17 protein-coding genes and 1 tRNA gene are annotated in these 21,455 nt (G+C 61.2%); 8 read left to right on the top strand and 10 right to left on the bottom strand.

Features of this window, described 5'->3' with window-relative positions:
• Positions 1 to 17 precede the first annotated feature (17 nt).
• Entirely contained in the window at positions 18 to 2,312 is a 2,295-nt protein-coding gene (locus tag AC3YUO_RS09280; RefSeq protein ID WP_489962756.1) for a hypothetical protein, read from the bottom strand.
• Positions 2,313 to 2,354: 42 nt separating this feature from the next.
• The gene (rlmB, locus tag AC3YUO_RS09275; protein WP_489962755.1) at positions 2,355 to 3,143 is read right to left on the bottom strand and encodes a 23S rRNA (guanosine(2251)-2'-O)-methyltransferase RlmB; all 789 of its coding nucleotides are present in this window, start codon (positions 3,141 to 3,143) and stop codon (positions 2,355 to 2,357) included.
• Between the two features lie 220 nt (positions 3,144 to 3,363).
• Here rlmB and ftsH point away from each other — a divergent pair, with 220 nt between their 5' ends.
• A complete protein-coding gene (gene ftsH / locus AC3YUO_RS09270) occupies positions 3,364 to 5,565 on the top strand; it encodes an ATP-dependent zinc metalloprotease FtsH (RefSeq protein ID WP_489962754.1) in 2,202 nt (733 codons plus the stop codon).
• Between the two features lie 363 nt (positions 5,566 to 5,928).
• Here ftsH and AC3YUO_RS09265 read toward each other — a convergent pair whose 3' ends face one another.
• The 3 genes from AC3YUO_RS09265 to AC3YUO_RS09255 all read right to left on the bottom strand — a co-directional run bounded on the left by AC3YUO_RS09265 (position 5,929) and on the right by AC3YUO_RS09255 (position 8,542).
• Entirely contained in the window at positions 5,929 to 6,135 is a 207-nt protein-coding gene (locus tag AC3YUO_RS09265) for a hypothetical protein (protein WP_489962753.1), read from the bottom strand.
• A gap of 28 nt (positions 6,136 to 6,163) precedes the next feature.
• The gene (feoB, locus tag AC3YUO_RS09260) at positions 6,164 to 8,206 is read right to left on the bottom strand and encodes a ferrous iron transporter B (RefSeq protein ID WP_489962752.1); all 2,043 of its coding nucleotides are present in this window, start codon (positions 8,204 to 8,206) and stop codon (positions 6,164 to 6,166) included.
• Between the two features lie 123 nt (positions 8,207 to 8,329).
• Complete coding sequence (locus AC3YUO_RS09255) at positions 8,330 to 8,542, bottom strand: FeoA family protein (RefSeq protein ID WP_489962751.1); 213 nt, start codon at positions 8,540 to 8,542, stop codon at positions 8,330 to 8,332.
• A gap of 229 nt (positions 8,543 to 8,771) precedes the next feature.
• On the opposite strand from AC3YUO_RS09255, the gene AC3YUO_RS09250 reads away from it, so the two are divergent.
• Entirely contained in the window at positions 8,772 to 10,652 is a 1,881-nt protein-coding gene (locus AC3YUO_RS09250; RefSeq protein WP_489962750.1) for a heavy metal translocating P-type ATPase, read from the top strand.
• Between the two features lie 407 nt (positions 10,653 to 11,059).
• Here AC3YUO_RS09250 and AC3YUO_RS09245 read toward each other — a convergent pair.
• From AC3YUO_RS09245 to AC3YUO_RS09235, 3 genes are all read right to left on the bottom strand, one after another.
• Positions 11,060 to 11,135 (bottom strand) — tRNA-Arg (locus AC3YUO_RS09245).
• A 68-nt stretch (positions 11,136 to 11,203) separates the two neighbouring features.
• Positions 11,204 to 11,746, bottom strand: coding sequence for a 4'-phosphopantetheinyl transferase family protein (locus AC3YUO_RS09240; protein WP_489962749.1), 543 nt, complete (start codon positions 11,744 to 11,746; stop codon positions 11,204 to 11,206).
• A 72-nt stretch (positions 11,747 to 11,818) separates the two neighbouring features.
• A complete protein-coding gene (locus AC3YUO_RS09235) occupies positions 11,819 to 12,334 on the bottom strand; it encodes a DUF6512 family protein (protein ID WP_489962748.1) in 516 nt (171 codons plus the stop codon).
• 121 nt (positions 12,335 to 12,455) lie between these two features.
• Here AC3YUO_RS09235 and spoVAC point away from each other — a divergent pair, with 121 nt between their 5' ends.
• The 4 genes from spoVAC to AC3YUO_RS09215 all read left to right on the top strand — a co-directional run bounded on the left by spoVAC (position 12,456) and on the right by AC3YUO_RS09215 (position 16,999).
• A complete protein-coding gene (spoVAC, locus tag AC3YUO_RS09230) occupies positions 12,456 to 12,893 on the top strand; it encodes a stage V sporulation protein AC (protein ID WP_489962747.1) in 438 nt (145 codons plus the stop codon).
• 115 nt (positions 12,894 to 13,008) lie between these two features.
• Positions 13,009 to 14,157, top strand: a complete 1,149-nt coding sequence (locus tag AC3YUO_RS09225) for an alanyl-tRNA editing protein (protein ID WP_489962746.1) — start codon at positions 13,009 to 13,011, stop codon at positions 14,155 to 14,157.
• A gap of 32 nt (positions 14,158 to 14,189) precedes the next feature.
• A complete protein-coding gene (locus AC3YUO_RS09220) occupies positions 14,190 to 15,524 on the top strand; it encodes a putative ABC transporter permease (RefSeq protein ID WP_489962745.1) in 1,335 nt (444 codons plus the stop codon).
• A gap of 128 nt (positions 15,525 to 15,652) precedes the next feature.
• A complete protein-coding gene (locus AC3YUO_RS09215; protein WP_489962744.1) occupies positions 15,653 to 16,999 on the top strand; it encodes a helix-turn-helix domain-containing protein in 1,347 nt (448 codons plus the stop codon).
• A 24-nt stretch (positions 17,000 to 17,023) separates the two neighbouring features.
• Here AC3YUO_RS09215 and AC3YUO_RS09210 read toward each other — a convergent pair whose 3' ends face one another.
• Positions 17,024 to 18,115, bottom strand: coding sequence for a tetratricopeptide repeat-containing glycosyltransferase (locus AC3YUO_RS09210; protein WP_489962743.1), 1,092 nt, complete (start codon positions 18,113 to 18,115; stop codon positions 17,024 to 17,026).
• A gap of 101 nt (positions 18,116 to 18,216) precedes the next feature.
• Positions 18,217 to 19,512 carry a collagen-like domain-containing protein gene (locus tag AC3YUO_RS09205; RefSeq protein ID WP_489962742.1) on the bottom strand — a complete coding sequence of 432 codons (1,296 nt, stop codon included), beginning with the start codon at positions 19,510 to 19,512 and terminating at the stop codon, positions 18,217 to 18,219.
• 26 nt (positions 19,513 to 19,538) lie between these two features.
• Between AC3YUO_RS09205 and AC3YUO_RS09200 the strand changes: the two genes are divergently transcribed.
• Both AC3YUO_RS09200 and glpK read left to right on the top strand, forming a co-directional pair.
• Positions 19,539 to 19,724 (top strand): hypothetical protein, encoded by a 186-nt coding sequence (locus tag AC3YUO_RS09200; RefSeq protein ID WP_489962741.1) that lies wholly within the window; start codon positions 19,539 to 19,541, stop codon positions 19,722 to 19,724.
• A gap of 207 nt (positions 19,725 to 19,931) precedes the next feature.
• On the top strand, positions 19,932 to 21,428 hold the full coding sequence (gene glpK / locus AC3YUO_RS09195) for a glycerol kinase GlpK (RefSeq protein ID WP_489962740.1): 1,497 nt from the start codon (positions 19,932 to 19,934) through the stop codon (positions 21,426 to 21,428).
• Positions 21,429 to 21,455 lie beyond the last annotated feature (27 nt).

Here is a 21,455-nt window from a genome sequence, read left to right as displayed (position 1 = left end):
CAGGGATTTTTTCATATTCAGAACCGATGCACCCATCCGGAAGAAAACCAGACGGGAATCAGCCAGGCAATGGAATAAACCAGCAGGTTCAGGGGGGACAGGGAGCTGTAAGCCACAGCGGACACCAAGTAGGCCGCCAGGGCCATACCCAGTACCGCGCCCATACAGCACAACACTGCGCCCACCCGGGCGGCACGGCGCAGACGGCGGGCTGCGGTCACCGCCTCAGCAAAGGGGAAGATGCCCTCCCGGCACAGCAGAGCGGTAAGGGTATCCCCGTGGGGCTGCTCCGGATCGGACAGCTCCCGGCGGCGCTCCACCGGCGGAAAGTCCATCTTGTCTGCCGCCAGCTTAAACCGCTGCTGAAGCATGGCGGGGATGAGGTTAAAGTCCCGGGTGGCCAGCACCAGCCCGATTTTCTCCCGCATCAGCTCCTCCACCGAGGGGAAGACTGTATCGGGCAGGGTGTAATTCAGGGCGAAAATACCTGCCAGTTCTCCGTTGATGGCGCAGAACACGGCGCTTTTTACGTTCAGGCCCGGGGGCAGGGAAATTTCCATCAGGTTCATAAAGGCTGCCGAGCCCACCAAGACCTGGTCGCCCCGGATGTTGGCGGACAGACCGCCGCCCTCATAGCAGCACAGGCGCTCGGCGTTGCGCAGCAGTCCGCCCATGGCCCGCAGCTGCTCATGGAACAGCCGGGCCAGGCCGCTGCCCGCGTCCCGCAGCAGGGTGGCGGTATAGGCCATCACCCGCTCCACGGGGAAATTTCCCATTACCTTATAGCCATTAAACTCCACATAGCCCGGCGGAAACAGGTCGGTGTCGGTAATCAGCACCCGACCGCCCCGGCGGGACCCAACCACTCCCGGCCATCCGGCCAGGGCCGCGCCGCTCTGGCTCAGGCGGCGGGCCAGCTTATGAAAGGACCGGCCGTAGGCCAGACCGCTGCCGAAAGCGGCGGAGGCGCTGAACAGCGCCGACAGGCCCCAGGCCAAATTTTCGGTATGTCCGGCACCCACGGTGGCCAGCATAGCCAGCACCACATCGCCCAGCAGCAGCAGCGGACAGACGCGGTGAAAAATCCGCTGAGCTCCGTCATCCATCTGAATCTGGCTGCCGAAGCCCTCCGCCGTGCCCGACCACTTGGTGTAGGCGTCCCGGCCGTTCCATTTGCCCTCGTCCTGGGTCACCCGGTAGGGGCTGGAGGAGGCCGCCGCCACCCGGCAGGACAACCGCTGGGCGCAGCGCTTATGATATCGGCCGTGGAGCAGCAGAAAGAGGTCGGCCAGCACCACCGCCGTATAGGGAAGGCGCAGTTTCTCTCCTGGCTCCAGAGCCAGCAGGATTCCATCTGCCAGAGTAAAGAGACAGGCCAGGGCGGCTAGAGTATCCATCTCCACCTTGCCCCGGAAGGCCCGGCCAATGCCGGTTCCCAGCACGTCCAGTGACAACAGGGCGCCCGCTCCCAGCAGGCCTACGGCAATCCAGCTTTGCACCTGAGCTCCGTCCAGCGGAGGAAGCCAGACAAGCCCCACAGAGGGCACAATCAGCTGCGCCAGCGCAAGAGCGGCCAGCAAAAACAGCAGCAGCGCTCTTGTCCGCAGGCCCTTCAAGCCCTTCCCATAGGTCCGGGCCAGCTCCTGAGGCGGCGTATCCGGCGGAGGCGGCTCCACCTTGGGCGGGCGGCGGAACCGCCGCACATCCTCCTCCGGCTCCTCCTCCTGGTCAGTGCCGGGAATCAGCCGCTCCAGGCGGCGCACCTCTTCCGGGTCGGTGCGCTCGTCCTCCTCAAACATCCGGTCGGCGTAATTGTCCGCCTTCCGGGTAACATCCTTTAAAAAGGATCCCAGAACACTCTCCTCTTCCGGGAACTGGATGACGGCGTCTTCCCCGTCCTCCTCCTGCTCCTCCTCTGAGGGTTCCTCCGTCTCTTCTTCACACGCGTCCTCAAGCTCCTCCGGCTCATCCTCTTCCTCGGGGGGAACCTGAGGATAGGTACGCTCCTCCTCCGGCTCCTGCTCCGGTTCGTCCTCCTCCGGTTCCTGGGGCCGAATCCTTTTTCCCGGGAAAGACACTACCTTCCCTTGGCGGGAGGCGTGGGACCGGCGGGGCGCCGCAGGCCAGGGCAGGTCTTGCTCCTCCTGGCGGGGCTTCACCGGCACGGCCCCCTGTCCCTCAGAGCGCCCCGACCCAAACTCCGCCAGAATGTCATCCAGAGAGAATCCATCCCCGTCGGCGTCCCCGATGAGCGACTTGACCTGCTGCAGGTCATCGTTATTGTTCAGTTGTTTCTTCTCGCGATCGCCCATGGATCCGTTCCTCGGTCTCTGAATGAAAATTTATGCGGGTCCTCAGCCCTCGCCCATGCGCTGGCGCACTGCCTCATAGAGCAGCACAGCCGCCGCAGCCGAGGCGTTCAGGGAGTTGATCTTGCCAAACATGGGGATGGACACGGTGAAATCGCAGTTCTCCGTCACCAGACGGCCCATGCCCTCTCCCTCGCTGCCGATGACGATGGCGGCAGGGCCCTTCAAATCGGCCTTATAGAGGGAGGTGGTGCCCTCGGCCGCGGTGCCGAAGACCCAGATCCCCTCCTCCTTCAGCTCCTTCAGCAGGGCGGGCAGATTGGGCACCCGGGCTACCGGCACATGGGCCACCGCCCCGGCGGAGGTCTTGGCCACCACGGCGGTGAGGCCGGCGGAGCGGCGCTTGGGGATGATCACCCCGTGGGCTCCGGCGGCGTCGGCGGTACGGATGACCGCACCCAGGTTATGGGGGTCACTGAGCTCGTCGCACACCACGATGAGGGGCGGCTCCCCCTTCTCCCGGGCGATATTCAGAATGTCGTCCACACTGGCGTACTCCCGCACGGCCGCCTGGGCAATGACTCCCTGATGGGAGTGGGTGCGGCTCATATTGTCCAGCTTGCGCCGGTCAGCGTCCACCACCACAATGCCCTTTTCCCGGGCCGTGGAGGCAATATGCCCCAGGGCGGCGTCCCGCTCGCCCTTCAGCAGAAAAATTTTATCAATGGCCACGCCGGCCCGCAGCGCCTCAATGACAGCGTTGCGGCCCTCGATGATTCCGTCGTTCTCCGTCTCCACCGGCGCGGAGCGGCGCAGGGGCGGTCTGTTGTTCATGCCTGCATCCTCCCATTTCAATTCCATTCGACAGGTATTGTTCAGTATAACATATTTGACTGCCGGGTGGAAGTAGCAAATTGCCCAGCAGGCTTTTTTCTTCTTTCACAGAAAGTTTACACCCCGCTTCCTTGTTTTTAAAAAAGGAATGTGCTATGATAAACTCCAATGCAACCTGTTTCAACGGGAAAATTATTGAAATATGCGGAGGTATTCTCCTTTGAAACCAGACAAGGGAAACAACAAAAAAAATACCTTTGGCCTCATCACCCTTATTTTGTGGGCTCTGGTGCTGACGCTGCTGTTCCGCAGCTGCTCGGCCTCCTATGCCAGTGCCAACGAGGTACAGGTGGATTACTCCACCTTTAAACAGTGGGTGCAGGAGGATAAGGTAGAACGCGTCCTCATGCAGTCGGGCAAATACACCATCACCCTTCGCGAGGGTGTTACGGTGGAGCTGCCTGAGGAGGACAAAACAACCAACAGCGCCTTCTCCTGGCTGCCCCAGGGCAATCAGGAGGTGGTCTACGTCACCACGCCCACCTCGGTACCGGACGTGGAGATCTACCAGTTGATGGACGAGCATAACACCGCCTACTATGACGAGCCGGTGGACAGCTCCTCCTACATTCTGTCTCTGGTACTCTCCTACCTGCTGCCTGTGGTCATCATGGTGGGCGCCATGCTCTTCCTCTACCGCGGCATTGGCGGCAAGGGCGGCATCGGCGGCATCGGCAATGTGGGCAAGTCCAACGCTAAGGTCTATGTGGAGAAATCCACCGGCGTCACCTTCCGGGACGTGGCCGGACAGGACGAGGCCAAGGAATCGCTGCAGGAGGTTATAGACATCCTGCATAACCCGCAAAAGTACACGGAAATCGGCGCAAAGCTGCCCAAGGGCGCTCTGCTGGTGGGCCCGCCGGGCACCGGTAAGACCCTGCTGGCCAAGGCCGTGGCCGGAGAGGCGGGCGTTCCCTTCTTCTCCATCAGCGGCTCGGACTTCGTGGAGATGTTCGTGGGCGTGGGCGCCAGCCGTGTCCGTGACCTCTTCAAGGAAGCCAGCAAGATGGCCCCCTGTATCATCTTCATCGACGAGATCGACACCATCGGCAAATCCCGCGACAACCGCATGGGCGGCAACGACGAGCGGGAGCAGACTCTGAACCAGCTGCTGGCTGAGCTGGACGGCTTTGATCCAGGCAAGGGCGTCATTGTGCTGGGCGCTACCAACCGCCCCGAGGTGCTGGACAAGGCCCTGCTCCGTCCCGGCCGCTTCGACCGGCGCATTACCATTGACCGTCCCAACCTGGCCGGCCGTCTGGCCACCCTCCAGGTACACACCCGGAAGATTAAGCTGGCCGAAGACGTGGACCTGAAGAAGATCGCCCTGGCCACCGCCGGCACCGTGGGCGCCGACCTGGCCAACCTGGTGAACGAGGCCGCTCTGCGCGCCGTCCGCCATGGCCGCCATCTGGTCACCCAGGAGGACCTGCTGGCCTCCTTTGAGTTCGTCATCGCCGGCAGTGAGAAGAAGAATTCCGTCCTTACCGAGTTCGAGAAGAAGCTGGTGGCCTACCATGAGGTGGGTCACGCTATGGTGGCCTACAAGCAGAAGAACGCTGAGCCGGTGCAGAAGATTACCATTGTTCCCCATACCGAGGGCTCTCTGGGCTACACTCTGCTGATGCCCGAGGAGGACAAGACCAACCTGCGCACCAAGGAAGAGCTGATGGCCAAGATTGCTGTCTCCATGGGCGGCCGTGCCGCCGAGCAGGTGGTTCTGAACACCATGACCAACGGCGCTTCCCAGGACATTCAGGACGCCACCAACGTGGCCCGGAACATGGTGGCCATGTTCGGCATGAGCGAGGAGTTCGGCATGATGGCTCTGGGCTCTGTCCGCAACCAGTACCTGGACGGCGGCTACGGCTTGGACTGCGCCCAGGATACCGCTGCCGTCATGGACAAGGCCGTGAAGGCCATTCTGGACGTGTGCTACGAAGACGCGGTGAAGGTCATCCAGGAGAACCTGGAGGACATGCACAAGGTGGTTGCCTACCTGCTGGAGAAGGAAACCATCACCGGCGGCGAGATGGTGGCCATCATCGAAGGCCGGGACCCCGCTCTGGTAGAGGACGCCTATGCCTCCACCCGCAAGCAAGAGCAGCCCTCCTTCCGCCCCTCCCAGCCCGATCATATTGAGCCCCCCGCCCGTCATATCCACATGATCAGCGAGGAGATCAAGGCGCCTTCCCTGGAGGAGGACGGCCAGTCCCAGGAAGATGAGACGGCCGAGAAGGACAGCCAGGAGCCTGAGACTTCTGCGCAGCCCTCCGATTCCGCTCCTTCTCAGGACACTTCTTCCGAGGCAGACTCCGCCTCTCCCACGCAGGAGGAAAAGGACGATTCGTCCACTCTGTAAGAGTAAGACCGAACTGCACAAGCGCCGCCCGGAGGCCACAAAGGTCCCGGGCGGCGCTTTTCTTTATAGCTCAGCGTTCCGGCAACTCCTCTCTTGATTTCTCGTCCGTGTGGACTGGTACCTGGGTCTCCTCGTTTTGGGCAAAGGTCAAATTATTGTTGTCATAAAGCAGATTTTCTCGTCTGTCTGAAACAGCACTGTGTATCTCCCACCTTTTATGTTCAAAATTAGCCGCGGCCTCTTTTCCGGAAGTACACCCGGTCCAAACGAACCACAAACAAAAAAGCCCTGTCCCGGGTGTGCGTTCTGCACGCCCGGGACAGGGCCTTTCCATTGCAGTTTCCGAACAGGAGACGTTTCCCGTCACTCCTCTGCGTGACAGCTGCAGGCCGTCTCATGGCCGCTGCAGCCCCCGCAGGAACAGGGAGACGGCTCTCCCTGCTTGTGAGAACAGCATCCGCCCGCCGGACAGCCAATGCATTTGGCTCCGCTGCGCTTGGCTCTGATGATGTACCAGGCCGCAACCAGCACAATGGCTCCGATGACCGCTGCAAGGATGATATCCGTCATGATAACAATCTCCTTTCCAAGGCGTGTCTTACTTGACTGCGCCGCTCAATGCGTATTCCGCCGCCAGATTCCGATCCGTCCGCATCACCAGGTACACCAGCACGGCGGCAAAGACACACACGGCAATCAGGCCAGGGACAAAGGCCGCACCCAGGCTGCCTGTGGTGATAAGGGTACCAATCTGGTAAACCAGGAAAGCCACGGTATAGCCGGTGCCCAGCTGCAGGCCGATACCGGCCCAGAGCCACTTGGCGCTCTTCATCTCGGAGTTCATGGCGCCGATGGCGGCAAAGCAGGGAGGCGTGTAGAGGTTGAACATCAGATAGGCCAGAGCAGCCACCTTGGTGATGGCAATGATCCCAGCCACCTCGGCTCCGCTGCCCTCAATCATGGCCAGCTCATCCACATCAATGAAGTTCTCCAGCCCCACAAAACAGACGGCCAGAGTACCCACCACGTTCTCCTTGGCAATAAAGCCGGTGACGGCGGCGGCAGCCAGCTGCCAGCTGAGGACGCCCACAATGGGCACCAGCAGGTAGGCAAAGGGGCCGGCGATAGAGGCCAGGATGGAGGTATCCGCGCTCTCAGCCACCTGGAAGCTCCAGTCGAAGGTCTGCATCACCTGCACGGCGGTGTTGCACAGCAGGATGATGGTAGCGGCCTTCACAATGTAGGCCCAGCCCCGGCTGCACATGGCCTTGATGGCAAACCACAGAGAGGGCACCTTGTATTCGGGCAGTTCGATAATAAAGAAGGACTTGCGGTTCTTATAGCCCGCAATCTTGTTCACCAGCAGGGCGCCCAGGAAGATAAGCACGATTCCGGTGAAGTACATAGTAAAACTGACCCAGCCGGCATCGTCAAAGAAGGCGCCGGCAAAGAGGGCAATCACAGGGATTTTAGCGCCGCAGGGCATGAAGGGGGTGAGCATAGCGGTGGCCCGGCGCTCCCGCTCGTTGCGGATGGTGCGGCTGGCCATAACGCCGGGAATGGCACAGCCGGTGCCGATGACAAAGGGAATGACCGACTTGCCGGACAGGCCCACCTTCTTGAAAATGGGATCCAGCACCACGGCCACACGGGCCATGTAGCCGCAGTCCTCCAGCAGGGCGATGAGGAAGTACATCACCATCACCAGGGGCAGGAAGCCCACTACGGCGCCCACGCCGCCGATGATGCCGTCAGCCAGCAGCGCAGAGAGCAGGGGATTGGCTCCGGCCAGGGCGTCGGACACCGAACTCTGGAGTCCTTCAATCAGCGTCACCAGTCCGGGAATGGTCGTGCCATTGGCAAATTCATACCCCTCTGCGATCCAGGGACCCACCCACACTTGGGAGATTTGGAACACCAGGAACATCACCACCGCAAAGATGGGAATCCCCAGGAATTTGTTGGTCAGGATAGCGTCAATGGCATCGTCGGAGTTCTTTTCCCGGGTGAGCACCTTGCGCTTTTCCACCTGGGAGACCAGCTGATTGACGAAGGCAAACCGCTGGCGGTCGGCCTCCTCCACCTGCTTTTTGTCGGTGAGATCAATGTCGCCCTCGGTATAGGGAGCCTGCTGTCCTCTCCCCTTCAGGGCAGCCGCCGCCCGGACGGTCTCCGCCAGTCCCTTCCCGTCCCCGGAGGTGGAGACGGTGGCAATCACCGGACACCCCAGCTTCTTGGACAGGTTGTCCACATCAATGGTGGTCCCCTTTTTCTCATTCAGGTCGCTCTTGTTCAGGGCCACCACCACGGGAATGCCCAGCTCCAGCAGCTGCGTGGTGAAAAACAGGCTGCGGCTCAGGTTAGTGGCGTCCACAATGTTGATGATGGCGTCCGGGTTCTCATGCTTGACGTAGCCGCTGGTGATGCTTTCCTCCGAGGTAAAGGGCGACATGGAGTAGGCGCCGGGCAGGTCCACCGCGATGAGCTCCTCGCTGCCCGTCCAGTAGGTCTTCTTAATGGGGCTCTCCTTCTTTTCCACGGTGACGCCAGCCCAGTTACCCACCCGCTCATTCCGCCCGGTCAGGGCGTTAAACATGGTGGTTTTTCCGCTGTTGGGATTGCCTGTGAGAGCAATTCTCATAATTTGATTCCTCCTCTTACTTTTTTGCATTCAGGATGGTAATGGAAACAAGACACACACCAGAAGTTAGCATTAGCTAATCATTGGTCAAAAAAAGCAGCGGCTATCTGCCCTCCCGACCGCTCAGATCAGGATGGCAGATGCCAGCTGGAGATCGATGTTATAGCGTCCGTCCTTGATGGAAACCACGCAGCTGTCCTTCCGGCGGGCAATCACCGTGACAGGCTCCCCACTGTAGCAGCCCAGAGAGAACAAAAAGGCGTTCAGCTCTTCATCATCCGTCTTGATCTGCCGGATCATGTACTCTTTTCCCTCCTGCGCCTGGGTCAGATTCATAAACAACACCTGCCTTTCTTTGGTTAGCAATATCTAACTCTGCATCAATATATCACTCGCCGCCTTCCTTGTCAACCGTTTTTTCTACTGGGTTCCAAACTTTTTCTTTTCTGGAAAAGACATCCTTGAACGGGTAAACTCGAAGATGCCATTCTCTCAGCCTTGACAACCTATACCCCCATAGGTATAATAAGCCTAAAATCCGGACTTACTGGAAAGAAGGGTTGCTATGAAACGCGGCATCCAATTCCTGGAACATCTGCTGGAGCTGGGTGGAACGAAGCGGGATATTCTGTTTCTCATTCTCTCCGGGCTGGCGCTGGCCGTCAGCATATTTGACCTCATCCCCCTCCCCTTCGATGCAGCCTGGGTGGCCATCGTCCTGTGCGGAGTGCCCATTCTCCTGGAGGCAGTCATCGGTCTGGTCACCGCCTTCGACATCAAGGCCGATGTGCTGGTCTCTCTGGCGCTCATTGCCTCGGTTTATATTGGTGAGGACTTCGCCGCCGGCGAGGTAGCCTTCATTATGCAGCTGGGGGCGCTGCTGGAGGACCTCACCGTGGCCCGGGCCCGGGCAGGCATTGAGAAGCTGGTCCATCTCACCCCCCAGACGGCCCGGGTGCTGACCGCCCAGGGCGAGACTGTCATCCCTGCCCAGCAGGTGCGCATCGGGGACCGGCTGCGGGTGCTGCCTGGGGAGACAGTACCGGTGGACGGCGTCATCCGCTCCGGTGAGACCTCCATCAACCAGGCAGTGATGACCGGCGAGTCCATGCCGGTGGACAAGAGCCCCGGTGATCCGGTGTCCAGCGGCACTGTCAACCAGTTCGGAGCCTTTGAGATGGAAGCCGTGAAGGTGGGCGAGGACAGCTCCATCCAGCGCATGATCCGCCTGGTCCAGTCCGCTGACGCAGGCAAAGCCAATATCGTGGGGCTGGCCGACCGCTGGGCCACCTGGATTGTGGTCATCGCCCTCACTGCCGCGGTGCTGACCTGGCTGGCTACCGGAGAGAGCATCCGGGCGGTCACCATTCTGGTGGTGTTCTGCCCCTGCGCTCTGGTGCTGGCTACTCCCACCGCCATCATGGCCGCCATCGGCAACGCCACCAAGCACGGCTTTCTGGTCCGGGAGGGAGACGCCCTGGAACGGCTGGCCACCGTGTCCAAAGTAACCTTCGATAAGACGGGGACACTGACCCAGGGAACGCCTCAGGTCATCGCCGTTCTCTCCTTCTCCGAACATACAGAAGAGGAGCTCTACACCCTGGCTGCCGGAGCGGAACAGCTCTCTGAGCACCCCCTGGGCAAGGCCATTCTCCGCTGCCGGAAAGAGGGCTGCTCAGAACCGCTCCCTCCCGCGGAGCAGTTTCAGATGATTCCCGGCCAAGGGGTCTCCGCCCGGGTGGAGGGCAGAACCGTATTGGCCGGAAACGAAACACTGCTGGCCGCTCACGAACTTTCCCCCTCCCCCGACCAGGCTGCTACCGTCCAGCCCCATCTGGAGCAGGGCCGCACGGTCACCTGGCTGGCGGTGGACGGAAAACTGGCCGGATGCGTGGTTCTGGCCGATACCCTGCGCCCGGACAGCGCTGCCATGGTGGATCGGCTGCTGGCTCTGGGGGTTCAGCCGGTGCTGCTCACCGGGGACCACGAAAATGTGGCCCGCTCCATCGCTGCCCAGCTCCACATTCAGGAGGTTCACGCCAACTGCCTTCCGGAGGATAAGCTCCTGCAAATCGGCACGCTTCAGTCTGCCGGCAACCGGGTGTGCATGATCGGTGACGGCATCAACGATGCCCCCGCCCTGAAAAAGGCCGACGTGGGGATCGCCATGGGCGGTGTGGGCAGCGATGTAGCTGTGGAGGCGGCCGACATTGCACTGGTGAACGATGAAATCAAAGAGCTCCCCCACCTGCTGGCCCTGTCCCGCCGAATGATGACCACCATCAAGCTTAACCTGACCTTCTCCATGACTCTGAACTTCTTGGCCATCATCCTGGCCATTACCAAGGTACTTAACCCAGTCACCGGAGCATTGGTTCACAACGCCGGTTCTGTGCTGGTCATTGTGAATTCCGCCCTGCTCCTTACCTGGAAACATCGGCACTAAACTTTGGCCGAGCCTCATGGCATGAAAGTACTCAACAAAAGGAAAAGACATCTGCTCTCCGCAGATGTCTTTTCCTTTTGGTACGCCCGAAGCCGAAGCGCGGCACGGTGTGCCGGGGGCACGCCGTGCCGCTGCGGGTCCCTTCCCAAGAAGGCAAGTGCAACGCACGAAGCCTGATTGGCGATAGACGCAATAGTTATAAAAACAAAAAAGTCAGGGTAGACCTTATAATCTACCCTGACTTGGTACGCCCGAAGCCGAAGCGCAGCACGGTGTGCCGGGGGCACACCGGGCCGCTGCGGGTCCCTTCCCAAGAAGGCGAGTGCAGCGCACGAAGCCTGATTGGCGATAGACTCAACAGTTATAAAAACAAAAAGTCAGGGTAGACCTTATAATCTACCCTGACTTGGTACGCCCGAAGGGACTCGAACCCCCAACATTCAGAACCGGAATCTGACGCTCTATCCATTGAACTACGGGCGCATCTCTATTGACGCTCCGTTATTATAGCAGGATTTCTTCCACTTGTAAAGAGGAAATTTTCCAGTCCGCTACAACCTTCCCAGCCATTCAATGGTTTCCGGCGGCGGAGCAAAACCGCAGGCCGCACCCCGCCAGCCTGCCCCTTCATAGATCCGAAACCACATGCCATCCAGAGCGTAGAGGCTCACCCCGGCGCGCGGGACAGGTATCCGGATTCCGGACAACCGCTCCCGGATGCCCCGGCCGGTACACTTGACCCGGCTCTCCTTCATCGCCCATAGGGTGGCAAAGGCGGGCCAAAGCTCCCGCTCCCCCTCCAGCCATGCCAGCTCCTCCGGGGAGCACACCCGCGCGGGCAGGCCGGGACGCCACTGTTTCACCACCTGGATATCCACCCCCACCGGCTTTTGGTCCAGGGCACACAGGGCCAGACTGCCGCTGTGACTGAGGTTGAATTCCCGTCCGGGTTTTTGGGGAAAGTAGGGTTTTCCCTCCTCTGCCCTCCTGATTTCCGGCAGAGTGTCCAGCCCCCAGGTGAGACGAACGCTTTGTGCCAGCAGCTCATAGGCCTGCTCCCGCCGCTCCAGGCCCTCCGCTCCATATACCACCACCGGCTCCTCACGCCCCTCTCCGTTGTATCTGCTCCGATTATAGCAGGCGGCCGTGCCCTCTGTCCATCGCTTTCAGCAGGGAATCTGGAACCAGGCGCTGGTGCTGGACAGATCCACAAAGAGGATGTGCTCCGGCGGCCACAGGGTAAATGCGGCAATCAGAATGCCCAGCACCAGCACCGCCCCGACGGGCAGCATCCACTTCACTCCCTGGAAGGGACCGGAAAACTGGGTGGGCAACCAAAAGCCCAGGACCATCACCAGCACATAAATGGCAATATCCACCCACATGGCCTCGCCGCCCAGCGTGATGTGATACAGGTAGCCCAGCAGCAGCATCACAAGACACATCAGCGGCAGAGCCAGCAGCCATGGCCGGATTCCGCCCGGCCTTCCCCGGTTAAGCCACACCGCCGCCAGAAGGTAGGGCCAGAAGATGATTTTCACATGCTCCCACAGGCTCTCATTCACCGGGGAAAACAGGGCAGTCATGGCCCCCGGCACCGAAGAATAGAGAAAATGCAGGGCGCTTCCCACCAGCATGGTGGCCAGACAGGTCAACAGCAGCGTTTTCTTTCCATAATACACCCCAAATCACCTCACATTCAATGTATGCCTCCCCAGTTCCCTTCATTCAAAATGCAGCATAATTTTTTCCGTTTGCGGCAGACTATCAGGCATACATGTGATTTACAAGGAGCGATCGTTCATGACCAACACGGAATACAACAAGCTGGTCAGCCAATATGCCAAGCCCTCCCCCATCCTGAAGGACTGCATCTGGGCCTTTGTGGTGGGGGGCAGCATCTGCACAGTGGGACAGCTGCTCTCCAACCTCTACCGCCAGCGTGGGCTGGATCAGGACCAGGCGGGAACCGCCGTATCCATCACCCTCATTCTGGCCGCTGCACTGCTCACCGGACTGGGTTCCTTTGACAAGCTGGCCAAGCACGCCGGAGCCGGCACACTGGTCCCCATCACCGGCTTTGCCAATGCCATGGTCTCCCCCGCCCTGGAGTTCAAAAGTGAGGGACTTATCACCGGCACGGCAGCTAAGCTCTTTGTGGTGGCCGGCCCGGTGCTGGTCTACGGCATCTCCGCCAGCGTGATATACGGCTTTCTTCTGGTGCTGCTGCAAGCCCTTTAGGCTCGCCCTCCACTGTGCCGTTTGCCTTTCCCTCCGCAGTGTGATATGATGTCAATATTCAGGGCCCGGGCGGAGCCGCCCGGGCCCAAACTTACATTGTGCGAGGTCACCTTTTATGGAAAAGCTATATGAAACAGACTCCTACCTGTGCCGATTTTTTGCCCAGGTGGAGGCCTGTACCCCCTGCAAAAAAGGATTTGAGGTCCTGCTGAATCAAACTGCCTTCTACCCCGAGGGCGGCGGGCAGCCCTCGGACACCGGCACGCTGGGCGGCGTCCAGGTTCTGGAGGTCCATGAGCGTGAGGGCCGGGTGGTACATACCTGCGACGGCCCGCTGACCCCCGGTGAGACGGTGGAGGGTATCATCGACTGGGAACGGCGCTTTGATCTCATGCAGAACCACTCAGGGGAGCACATTGTCTCCGGTATTGCCCACGCCAAGTGGGGCTGTGACAACGTGGGCTTCCACATGGGCACCGAGGTCATTACCATCGACCTCAACACCCTGCTGGACGAGGGGGATCTGGCGGAGCTGGAGGAGGAGGCCAACCGCTACCTCTGGCAGGACCGCCCGGTTCAGGTCTCCTATCCCTCCCGGGAGGAGCTGCAGGCGCTGACCTACCGCAGCAAGAAGGAGCTCACCGGTCAGGTACGTATCGTCACCTTCCCCGGTGCGGACACCTGCGCCTGCTGCGGCACCCACGTCTCCTCCGCCGGACAGATTGGGCTTATCAAGCTTTTGTCGGTGCAGAAGTTCCGGGAGGGCGTGCGCATTGAGCTGGTATGCGGCGGCCGGGCCCTCCGGTACCTCAACCGGATCGCGGAACAAAACCACCGGATTTCCAATCTTCTCTCCGCCAAGCCCTTTGAGACTGCCGCGGCGGCGGAGCGGCTGCTGGAGGAGAACGCCGCGCTGAAGTCCCGTATCCTCACCATGGAGGCCACCCGCTTCGAGGCACTGGCCCAGGCCTATGCCGGCCAGGACAGCCCCGTGGTGTTCGAGCCCGGCCTGTCCCCCGACGGTCTGCGGCGGCTGTGCGACGCCCTGCTCCAGGTGTGTCCGGGCCGGTGCGCCTGCTTCTCCGGGGAGGACGGCAAGGGCTACAAGTACGCCATCGGCTTCCGGGGCGGCGATCTGCGCGCCTTCACCAAGGAGCTGAACCAGACCCTCAGCGGCCGGGGCGGCGGCAAGCCCGACTTTGTGCAGGGCTCGGTTCAGGCGGACCGGAGCACAGTGGAGGCCTTCCTGGCCCAGCAGAGCTGATCAACCCAAGACATACGGATTAAGGAGCATTTATGGATTATACATTTTACCAGCTCGGTTGGTTTTTCCTGGTCTATTCCTTCCTGGGCTGGCTGCTGGAGACCTCTCTGGCCGCAGCAAAAAAGCGTCATCTTCTGAACCGCGGCTTCCTGAACGCCCCCTTCTCCCCTATCTACGGCCTGGGCGGCGTTCTGTTCGCCCTGTTTCTGCCCGAGCTGCGGGATAACCCCTTCTTTCTCTTCCTGTTCGGCGCCATTCTGGCCACCGGCCTGGAGCTGTTGACCGGCGTGCTGCTGGAAAAGATTTTTGGCCAGAAGTGGTGGGACTACTCCGGAGAAAAGTTCCAGTTTGAAGGCCACATCTGCCTGAAATACTCTCTGCTCTGGGGTTTGCTGGCACTGCTGTGCGTCTTTGTGGGCAATCCCCTGCTCGTCTCCCTGGTGGGGCTTCTCCCAAAAACAGTGGGCAACGTTGTGCTTGTATCCATCCTGTGTCTGCTGGGAGCGGACCTGTTCGGATCTGTGGCCGCTATCTTCCAGCTCAACGGAAGCCTGAAGGAGCCCAGCCAAATCTCCCGGCGGTGGGCCCGCCTCACCCGGGCTCTGGACAACGCCGTCACCCGGGCCATCCAGCGCCGTATGGTCCGGGCCTACCCCAACCTGGAGCGGGAGCGTCTGAAGGAATCCACCGCCCGGCGCCGGGAGGCGGCAAGCCAGTCCACCGGCGTCTTTGCCCAGGGCTGCTGCTTCTATAAGCTGCTGTGGCTCTTTTTCATCGGTGCCTTCCTGGGCGATATCATTGAGACCATCTTCTGCCGGGTCACCGCCGGGGTGTGGATGAGTCGGAGCAGCGTGGTCTACGGCCCCTTCTCCATCGTGTGGGGGCTGGGGGCGGTGCTTCTCACCGCCGTGCTCTATAAATACCGCAACCGCAGCGACAGCTACATCTTCCTGGTAGGCACCGTGGTGGGAGGCGCCTACGAGTACATCTGCTCGGTATTTACCGAGCTGGTCTTCGGCACCGTGTTCTGGGATTACAGCCACCTGCCCTTCAACCTGGGCGGACGCATCAACCTGCTCTACTGCTTCTTCTGGGGCATCGCCTCGGTGGTGTGGCTGAAGCTCATCTACCCCAGGCTCTCCGGCTGGATTGAGAAAATTCCTGTCCGGTGGGGCAAGCCGGCCAGCTGGGTCCTCATCGTCTTTATGATTGTCAACATCCTTGTCTCCTGTCTGGCCATGGGCCGTTACGTCCAGCGCCAGACCCAGCCCGACGCGCCCACCTCCGCCCTGGCTCAGATTCTGGACGAGCGCTTCCCCGACAGCCGCATGAAGCACATCTACCCCAACGCCATTTTGGTGGACTAACCCCTGAAACGCTTCTCCCCCAATGGTTTTCGCCCCATGTAAACCGCCGGTTAGCAAAACGCCAAGCGCCGGGCGGTGGTCTGAAATTCCAATATCTGCTAGGCTCAAGCCACAAGGAGGGATGACCCATGACAACCGGACAACGCATCGCCGCCAAACGGAAGGAGCTGGAGCTGTCCCAGGAGGGATTGGGAGAGCGGCTGGGTGTTTCCCGGCAGTCCATCTATAAGTGGGAGTCGGACGCCTCCCTGCCCGAAATTGACAAGCTTGTGGCGTTAAGCCGCCTGTTCAACGTGCCGGTGGGCTGGCTGCTGGGAGTAGAGGAGGAGAGCACCCAGGGAAGCGACCCTCTGAGCGAGGAGCAGCTTCACATGATTGAGGAGATCTTCCGCCGCTATCAGCAACAGGCAGAGCCCAAAGAGCTGAGCGAGGAGCAGCGCCGGCAGGTGGAGGAGATGGTGTCCAAGGGGACATCCGGAAAGGGAAAGTCCCCCTGGGACAAGTGGTCAGTGCGCATCCTGTTCGGCATGTGCGGTGCCATCGTGGCTTCGGTGTTTACTATCAACGCCAAGGTGGACAACTTTCAGAATCAGTACTCCGACCTGTCCTATTCCATTGAGAATATTACCAGTTCCGTGCACGGTCAGATCGGCTCCCTCACTGGCCGGGTGGAAGAGATTCTTAAGGCACAGAACAGCCTCACCGCCGACTACTCCGCCCAACCAGTCTCCGCGGACCTGAAGGACAATACCGTCACCTTTGATTTGAAGGTGGTGCCCAAGACCTATGTGGAGGGAATGACCGTCACCTTCCTGGCTGAGTATGGGGAGGGCAGTCAGGAGGCCGAAGGCCAACTGGGCTCCGGTCAGGCCTTCACCGCCCGGCTCACCTGCCCCCTCACTGACTCCATCACCCTGTCCGCCGTCTTTGTCACCGGGGACACCCGGCAGACCCAGCTGCTGGACAATTTCTCCAGTCTGCATGCTGCCTCCTTCCCCGACGTCACTTTGATGGTAGGGAGCGAACTATGGGGTTTGGAACAAAACAAGGACGGCAGTTTCTCTCTCCCCCCCATTACCGCTACTTTCTCCTCCTGCAGCAACTCCACGCCGGCAGTCTACGCGTTCCTGGACCAGTCGGAGGTAGCCCGCGTCCAGGTGGGCCTGTTCCGGAACAGGAAGCTGGTACGCTGGCTGGAAAAGGCCGAGGATACCACTGGAGGCCACAGTGACTCTTCCATCCAGACGGAGGTGGTTACCGCCGATGAGGTGGGATACTGGTCTGACTACACGCTGTCGGAAATGACGCTGGAGGCCGGAGAAGGGGACGCCATTGAGTTTGCCGCCCTCATTACCGACCAGTATGGCCGTCAGTTTATGTGTCAGGATTTCGGCTTTGTGGTTCAGAATGGGGCGTTGGAATATCCGGAGTACAAGGAGTCCTCCTCCAACCCGGCGGATTGGACTTTTTCCTGAATAACGCCCTGCGGCGGGCCGGACCTATTGGGTCCGGCCCGCCGTTTCCTGTTCCAGCAGGGCCACGTTGCCGCGGAGGCGCTCATTTCCCGGCTCCAGACTGAGGGCAAGCCGGGCTTGCTCCAAGGCCTCCGCCTTCCGCCCGGTGCGGTAAAGGGCGATGGAGCGCAGATCGTGGGGCAGGCTCCCCCAGGGGGCCGCCTCACAGATATAGGTGCGGGGGCGCTCCTGAATCTCCAAAGCACAGCCGGTAAAGTAGAGCACTCCCTCCCATTGCTCCTGCTCATAGAGGAGCATGGCCAGGTCCATATAGGGCTCCCGCAGGTGGGGGGCCTCCGCTATCGCCCGTAGGTACCAGTCCCGGGCCAGCCGCCCCTCCCCCTTCTGAGCATAGGATTTGGCAATATACCGCATGGAGGCCGCCCGCTCATCCCTCCAGACCGCCTTTGGCATGGCCAGGTGGCGCTTCAGGGTGGCGATACAGTCGTCCCAGCGGCCGTGGAACATATATTCCCGGCCAAGATAGTGGGCGTTTCGGTCGTCCTCCGGGTCCTCCGCCACCGACAGCTCCAGCAGAGGCAGATACTGCCCTCTGGACTTGGTGGGGTCCGGATGGTGGTCCAGCTGCACCCCGTCCGCCACCACCATGGGGCCGGGCTTCCCCTCTCCTACCCAGCTGAGCACCTCGTGGACGGGGTGGGTCCAGCGGTAGCCCTGGCGGGCATGGATTTTCTCGTACCAGAAGACCACGCCCTCCGAGCCGTCCGGGTTAAAGGACCAGGTGTAGCGATAGGTGGCCTGACCCGCTCCGGGCTCCCAAGTCTCCTCCAGATGAGTCCGCCAGCCCGGATGAAAGACCTCGTCCAGGTCGGTACACACGCAGATGTCCGTATCCTCCGGCACCAGCTCCAGGGAGCGGTTGCGGGCCGTGTCAAAGCGCCAGGGGCGGATTTGCTCCACGGTTACCTCCGCTCCCCGCGCCCGCAGCTTCTCCACGGTGTCATCTGTGGAGCCGGTGTCCAGTACCACCACCTGGTCGGCCTCCCCCATGGAGTCCATCCAGCGGCCCACAAATTGGCTCTCGTTCTTACAGATGGCATAAACGACTACCTTCAAGCTCTGCTCCTCCCTCACTTTGTGTTTGAAGAAAGGGGCCGCCGCTGTATGCGGCGGCCCCTTTGGCTGTTGGCACTCCATCTTGGAGTGTTTTCCTATCTTCAGGACGGGATATCGCCCAGACGGTTAATGGACAGTCCAATGGTGCTGTAAAGGTAGTTGCCTCCGTCGCCCACCACCTGCAGCTGCACGGGAACGGAAGACACCGCCACCGGTGTACTGAACGAGAGGGCCGCCGTCTGCGCTGAAGTGTGGAAAATATACTGGGATGTGGCTCCGGGTACCACCGCACCGTTCTGCTGCAGGGAAACACCCACACTCTGAGGGAAGTTTGCCCCGCTGACCGGAGAAAAGCTTCCGTGGAAGGAAACTTCGTACACGCCGGGCTGGTTTACTGTGAACGTGCTGCTGCCTTCCGTATGGCTCATGTCCGTGCCGTAGGAAAGACCGTTTTTATCAAACAGCAGCGCCCCACCGCTGGTTCCTGACTGAGCCGGCGTAGAGTAGGCAGACAGCACAGACACAGGCGCGGGAGAACCAGTATCTCCTTTGGGAATGGTGAAGTCAAAAACGGCACTTTCGGGGGTACCCGAATTGGTCACTTGGGCATCTGTGCCCGGTGCGCCTGTGGTCACGGTACCCACAGCCAGGGTGGCTGGTGTTCCAGCGGCACCCGTTTCTCCGCTGGGACCGGCAGGGCCGGTAGGACCTGTTGGTCCGGTGGGGCCAGTGGCTCCTGCGGCTCCAGTCGCTCCAGTGGGGCCGGTAGGACCAGTGGCACCTGCTGCGCCGGTCGCGCCAGTGGGGCCGGTGGGACCAGTAGCACCCGCAGCACCGGTCGCTCCAGTGGGGCCAGTAGGACCAGTGGCACCTGCGGCACCAGTCGCTCCAGTGGGTCCAGTAGGCCCTGTGGCACCTGCTGCGCCAGTTGCTCCGGTGGGGCCGGTGGGACCAATAGCACCCGCGGCACCAGTTGCTCCAGTGGGGCCGGTAGGGCCAGTAGCACCCGCAGCACCAGTTGCTCCAGTGGGGCCGGTAGGGCCAGTAGCACCCGCAGCACCAGTTGCTCCAGTGGGGCCGGTAGGGCCAGTAGCACCTGCTGCACCGGTAGCACCTGCTGCACCAGTCGCTCCAGTGGGACCGGTAACGCCCGCAGGAATGACAAAGTTCAGGATTGCATTTTGTGCAGTTCCTACATTGCTGACCTCAGCAGCCGTGCCTGGCGCCCCGGTCTGAACCGTGCCCACCTCCACGGTGGCGGCGGTGCCGTCCCGTCCGGCAGCACCAGTAGGGCCAGTAGCTCCCGTGGGACCGACAGGACCAGTTGCGCCAGTCGGGCCGGTAGGGCCTGTGGCACCCGCAGCGCCGGTGGCACCGGTAGGACCGGTGGCCCCCACTGGTCCTGGAATCCCCTGGGGACCGGTTGGACCGGTTGCACCATCCGGTCCGGGAATTCCCTGAGGGCCGGTGGGGCCAGTGGGACCCGGCGGAGGCGGACAGGGCGGACAGGGTGGCGGGCAAGGGGGAGGACAGGGAGATGGCGGACAAGGCGGTGGAGGGCAGGACGGCGGACAGCAGGCAGCGTCGGATGGCCGGCGTTCTCCGTTGAGATACGCAACTACGCCGCCCTTGCCCCAACTGTCTCCGTTGGGAACAAAATATTGTTTCATAATCGCTCCTTCGGCATCATGATGTTCCTGATATTTACTGTGGCTGTTCCACATCCCATTCTATGCCGCTCTGTTGTCCTATGTCCCTCCAGGCCTTTACACCGCTCCCGCTTTCTGTCATAATAGGAAAAAAGGGAGGGAATCCCATGAAACAATATGTAATTGCTCTGGATCAAGGTACCACGAGCAGCCGGTGCATTATCTTCGACCGGGAACAAAATATCATCGGCCTGGCCCAGCGGGAATTTGCCCAGCACTACCCCCAGCCGGGCTGGGTGGAACATGACCCTATGGAGATCTGGTCCAGCCAATCCTCCGTGCTGACCGAGGCCCTGGCCCAGTCCGGTGTCACCCCGGAGGAGGTCGCCGCCATTGGAATCACCAACCAGCGTGAGACCACCATTGTCTGGGATAAAACCACCGGCCGTCCGGTCTACAATGCCATCGTATGGCAGTGCCGGCGCACTGCTTCCCTGTGCGAACGGCTCAAGCAGGACCGGGAGCTGACGGACTACATCCGGGAGCACACCGGTCTGCTGATTGACGCCTACTTCTCCGCCACCAAGCTCAAGTGGATTCTGGACCACGTGGAGGGGGCCCGGGAAAAGGCCCAGCGGGGTGAGCTGTTGTTCGGCACGGTGGACTCCTGGCTGGTGTGGAAGCTGACCGGCGGTGCCGTGCACATTACCGACTACACCAACGCCAGCCGCACCATGCTCTACGACATCCAGAACCTATGCTGGGACGAGCGCATCTGTGCCGCTCTGGACATTCCCATGGCCATGCTGCCCCAGGTGGTAGGCTGCAGCCAGGTCTACGGTACGGTGAACCTCCAGGGCGTGGAGGTCCCCATCGCGGGCATCGCCGGCGATCAGCAGGCCGCCCTCTTCGGCCAGACCTGCTTTGCCCCCGGCCAGGCCAAAAACACCTACGGAACCGGCTGTTTCCTGCTGATGAACACCGGCGAGCGGCTGTACCGGAGCCAGAACGGCCTTCTCTCCACCATCGCTGTGGGCTTCGGGGACAAGGTACAGTACGCCCTGGAGGGCTCCGTCTTTGTGGGCGGGGCGGTCATCCAGTGGCTGCGGGACGAGCTGCGCTTCATCACGGAGTCCCGGGACGCGGAGTATTACGCCTCCAAGGTGGAGGACACCGGCGGGGTGTATCTGGTGCCCGCCTTCACCGGTCTGGGGGCTCCCCACTGGGACATGTACGCCCGGGGCGCTCTGGTGGGACTGACCCGGGGAACGACCCGGGAACATATCATCCGGGCCGCCCAGGAGTCCATCGCCTACCAGAGCTATGACCTGGTTCAGGCCATGGAAAAGGACACGGGCATCCCCCTCACCGTCCTCAACGCCGACGGCGGCGCCAGCCGGGACCGCTTTCTGATGCAGTTCCAGGCCGATATTCTCAACCGCCCTGTCCTCCGTCCTGCCATCCGGGAGACCACCGCTCTGGGCGCGGCCTACCTGGCCGGACTGGCTGTGGGGCTCTGGAACAACCTGGAGGAGATCCAGGCCATGCGCACCGTGGAGCAGCGCTACGACCCCCAGATGGAGGAGACCCGGCGTCAGAAGCTGCTGCAGGGCTGGGACAAGGCCGTGGGCCGCAGCCTCAACTGGGCCGAGCCGGAGGACTGATTTTTCCCTATCTTTTTCATTGGAACA

Source organism: Pseudoflavonifractor sp. HNCC25GI2 (assembly GCF_058136395.1).
The sequence above is the reverse complement of the archived record's forward strand: the minus strand, read 5'-3'. Positions and strand labels throughout refer to the sequence as shown.

Excerpts from the sequence above, each read along its gene's own strand:
- AC3YUO_RS09280 (WP_489962756.1), bottom strand. The coding sequence starts at position 2,312 with ATGGGCGATCGCGAGAAGAAACAACTGAACAATAACGATGACCTGCAG.
- rlmB (WP_489962755.1), bottom strand. The coding sequence starts at position 3,143 with ATGAACAACAGACCGCCCCTGCGCCGCTCCGCGCCGGTGGAGACGGAG.
- AC3YUO_RS09265 (WP_489962753.1), bottom strand. The coding sequence starts at position 6,135 with ATGACGGATATCATCCTTGCAGCGGTCATCGGAGCCATTGTGCTGGTT.
- feoB (WP_489962752.1), bottom strand. The coding sequence starts at position 8,206 with ATGAGAATTGCTCTCACAGGCAATCCCAACAGCGGAAAAACCACCATG.
- AC3YUO_RS09255 (WP_489962751.1), bottom strand. The coding sequence starts at position 8,542 with ATGAATCTGACCCAGGCGCAGGAGGGAAAAGAGTACATGATCCGGCAG.
- AC3YUO_RS09250 (WP_489962750.1), top strand. The coding sequence starts at position 8,772 with ATGAAACGCGGCATCCAATTCCTGGAACATCTGCTGGAGCTGGGTGGA.
- spoVAC (WP_489962747.1), top strand. The coding sequence starts at position 12,456 with ATGACCAACACGGAATACAACAAGCTGGTCAGCCAATATGCCAAGCCC.
- AC3YUO_RS09225 (WP_489962746.1), top strand. The coding sequence starts at position 13,009 with ATGGAAAAGCTATATGAAACAGACTCCTACCTGTGCCGATTTTTTGCC.
- AC3YUO_RS09220 (WP_489962745.1), top strand. The coding sequence starts at position 14,190 with ATGGATTATACATTTTACCAGCTCGGTTGGTTTTTCCTGGTCTATTCC.
- AC3YUO_RS09215 (WP_489962744.1), top strand. The coding sequence starts at position 15,653 with ATGACAACCGGACAACGCATCGCCGCCAAACGGAAGGAGCTGGAGCTG.
- glpK (WP_489962740.1), top strand. The coding sequence starts at position 19,932 with ATGAAACAATATGTAATTGCTCTGGATCAAGGTACCACGAGCAGCCGG.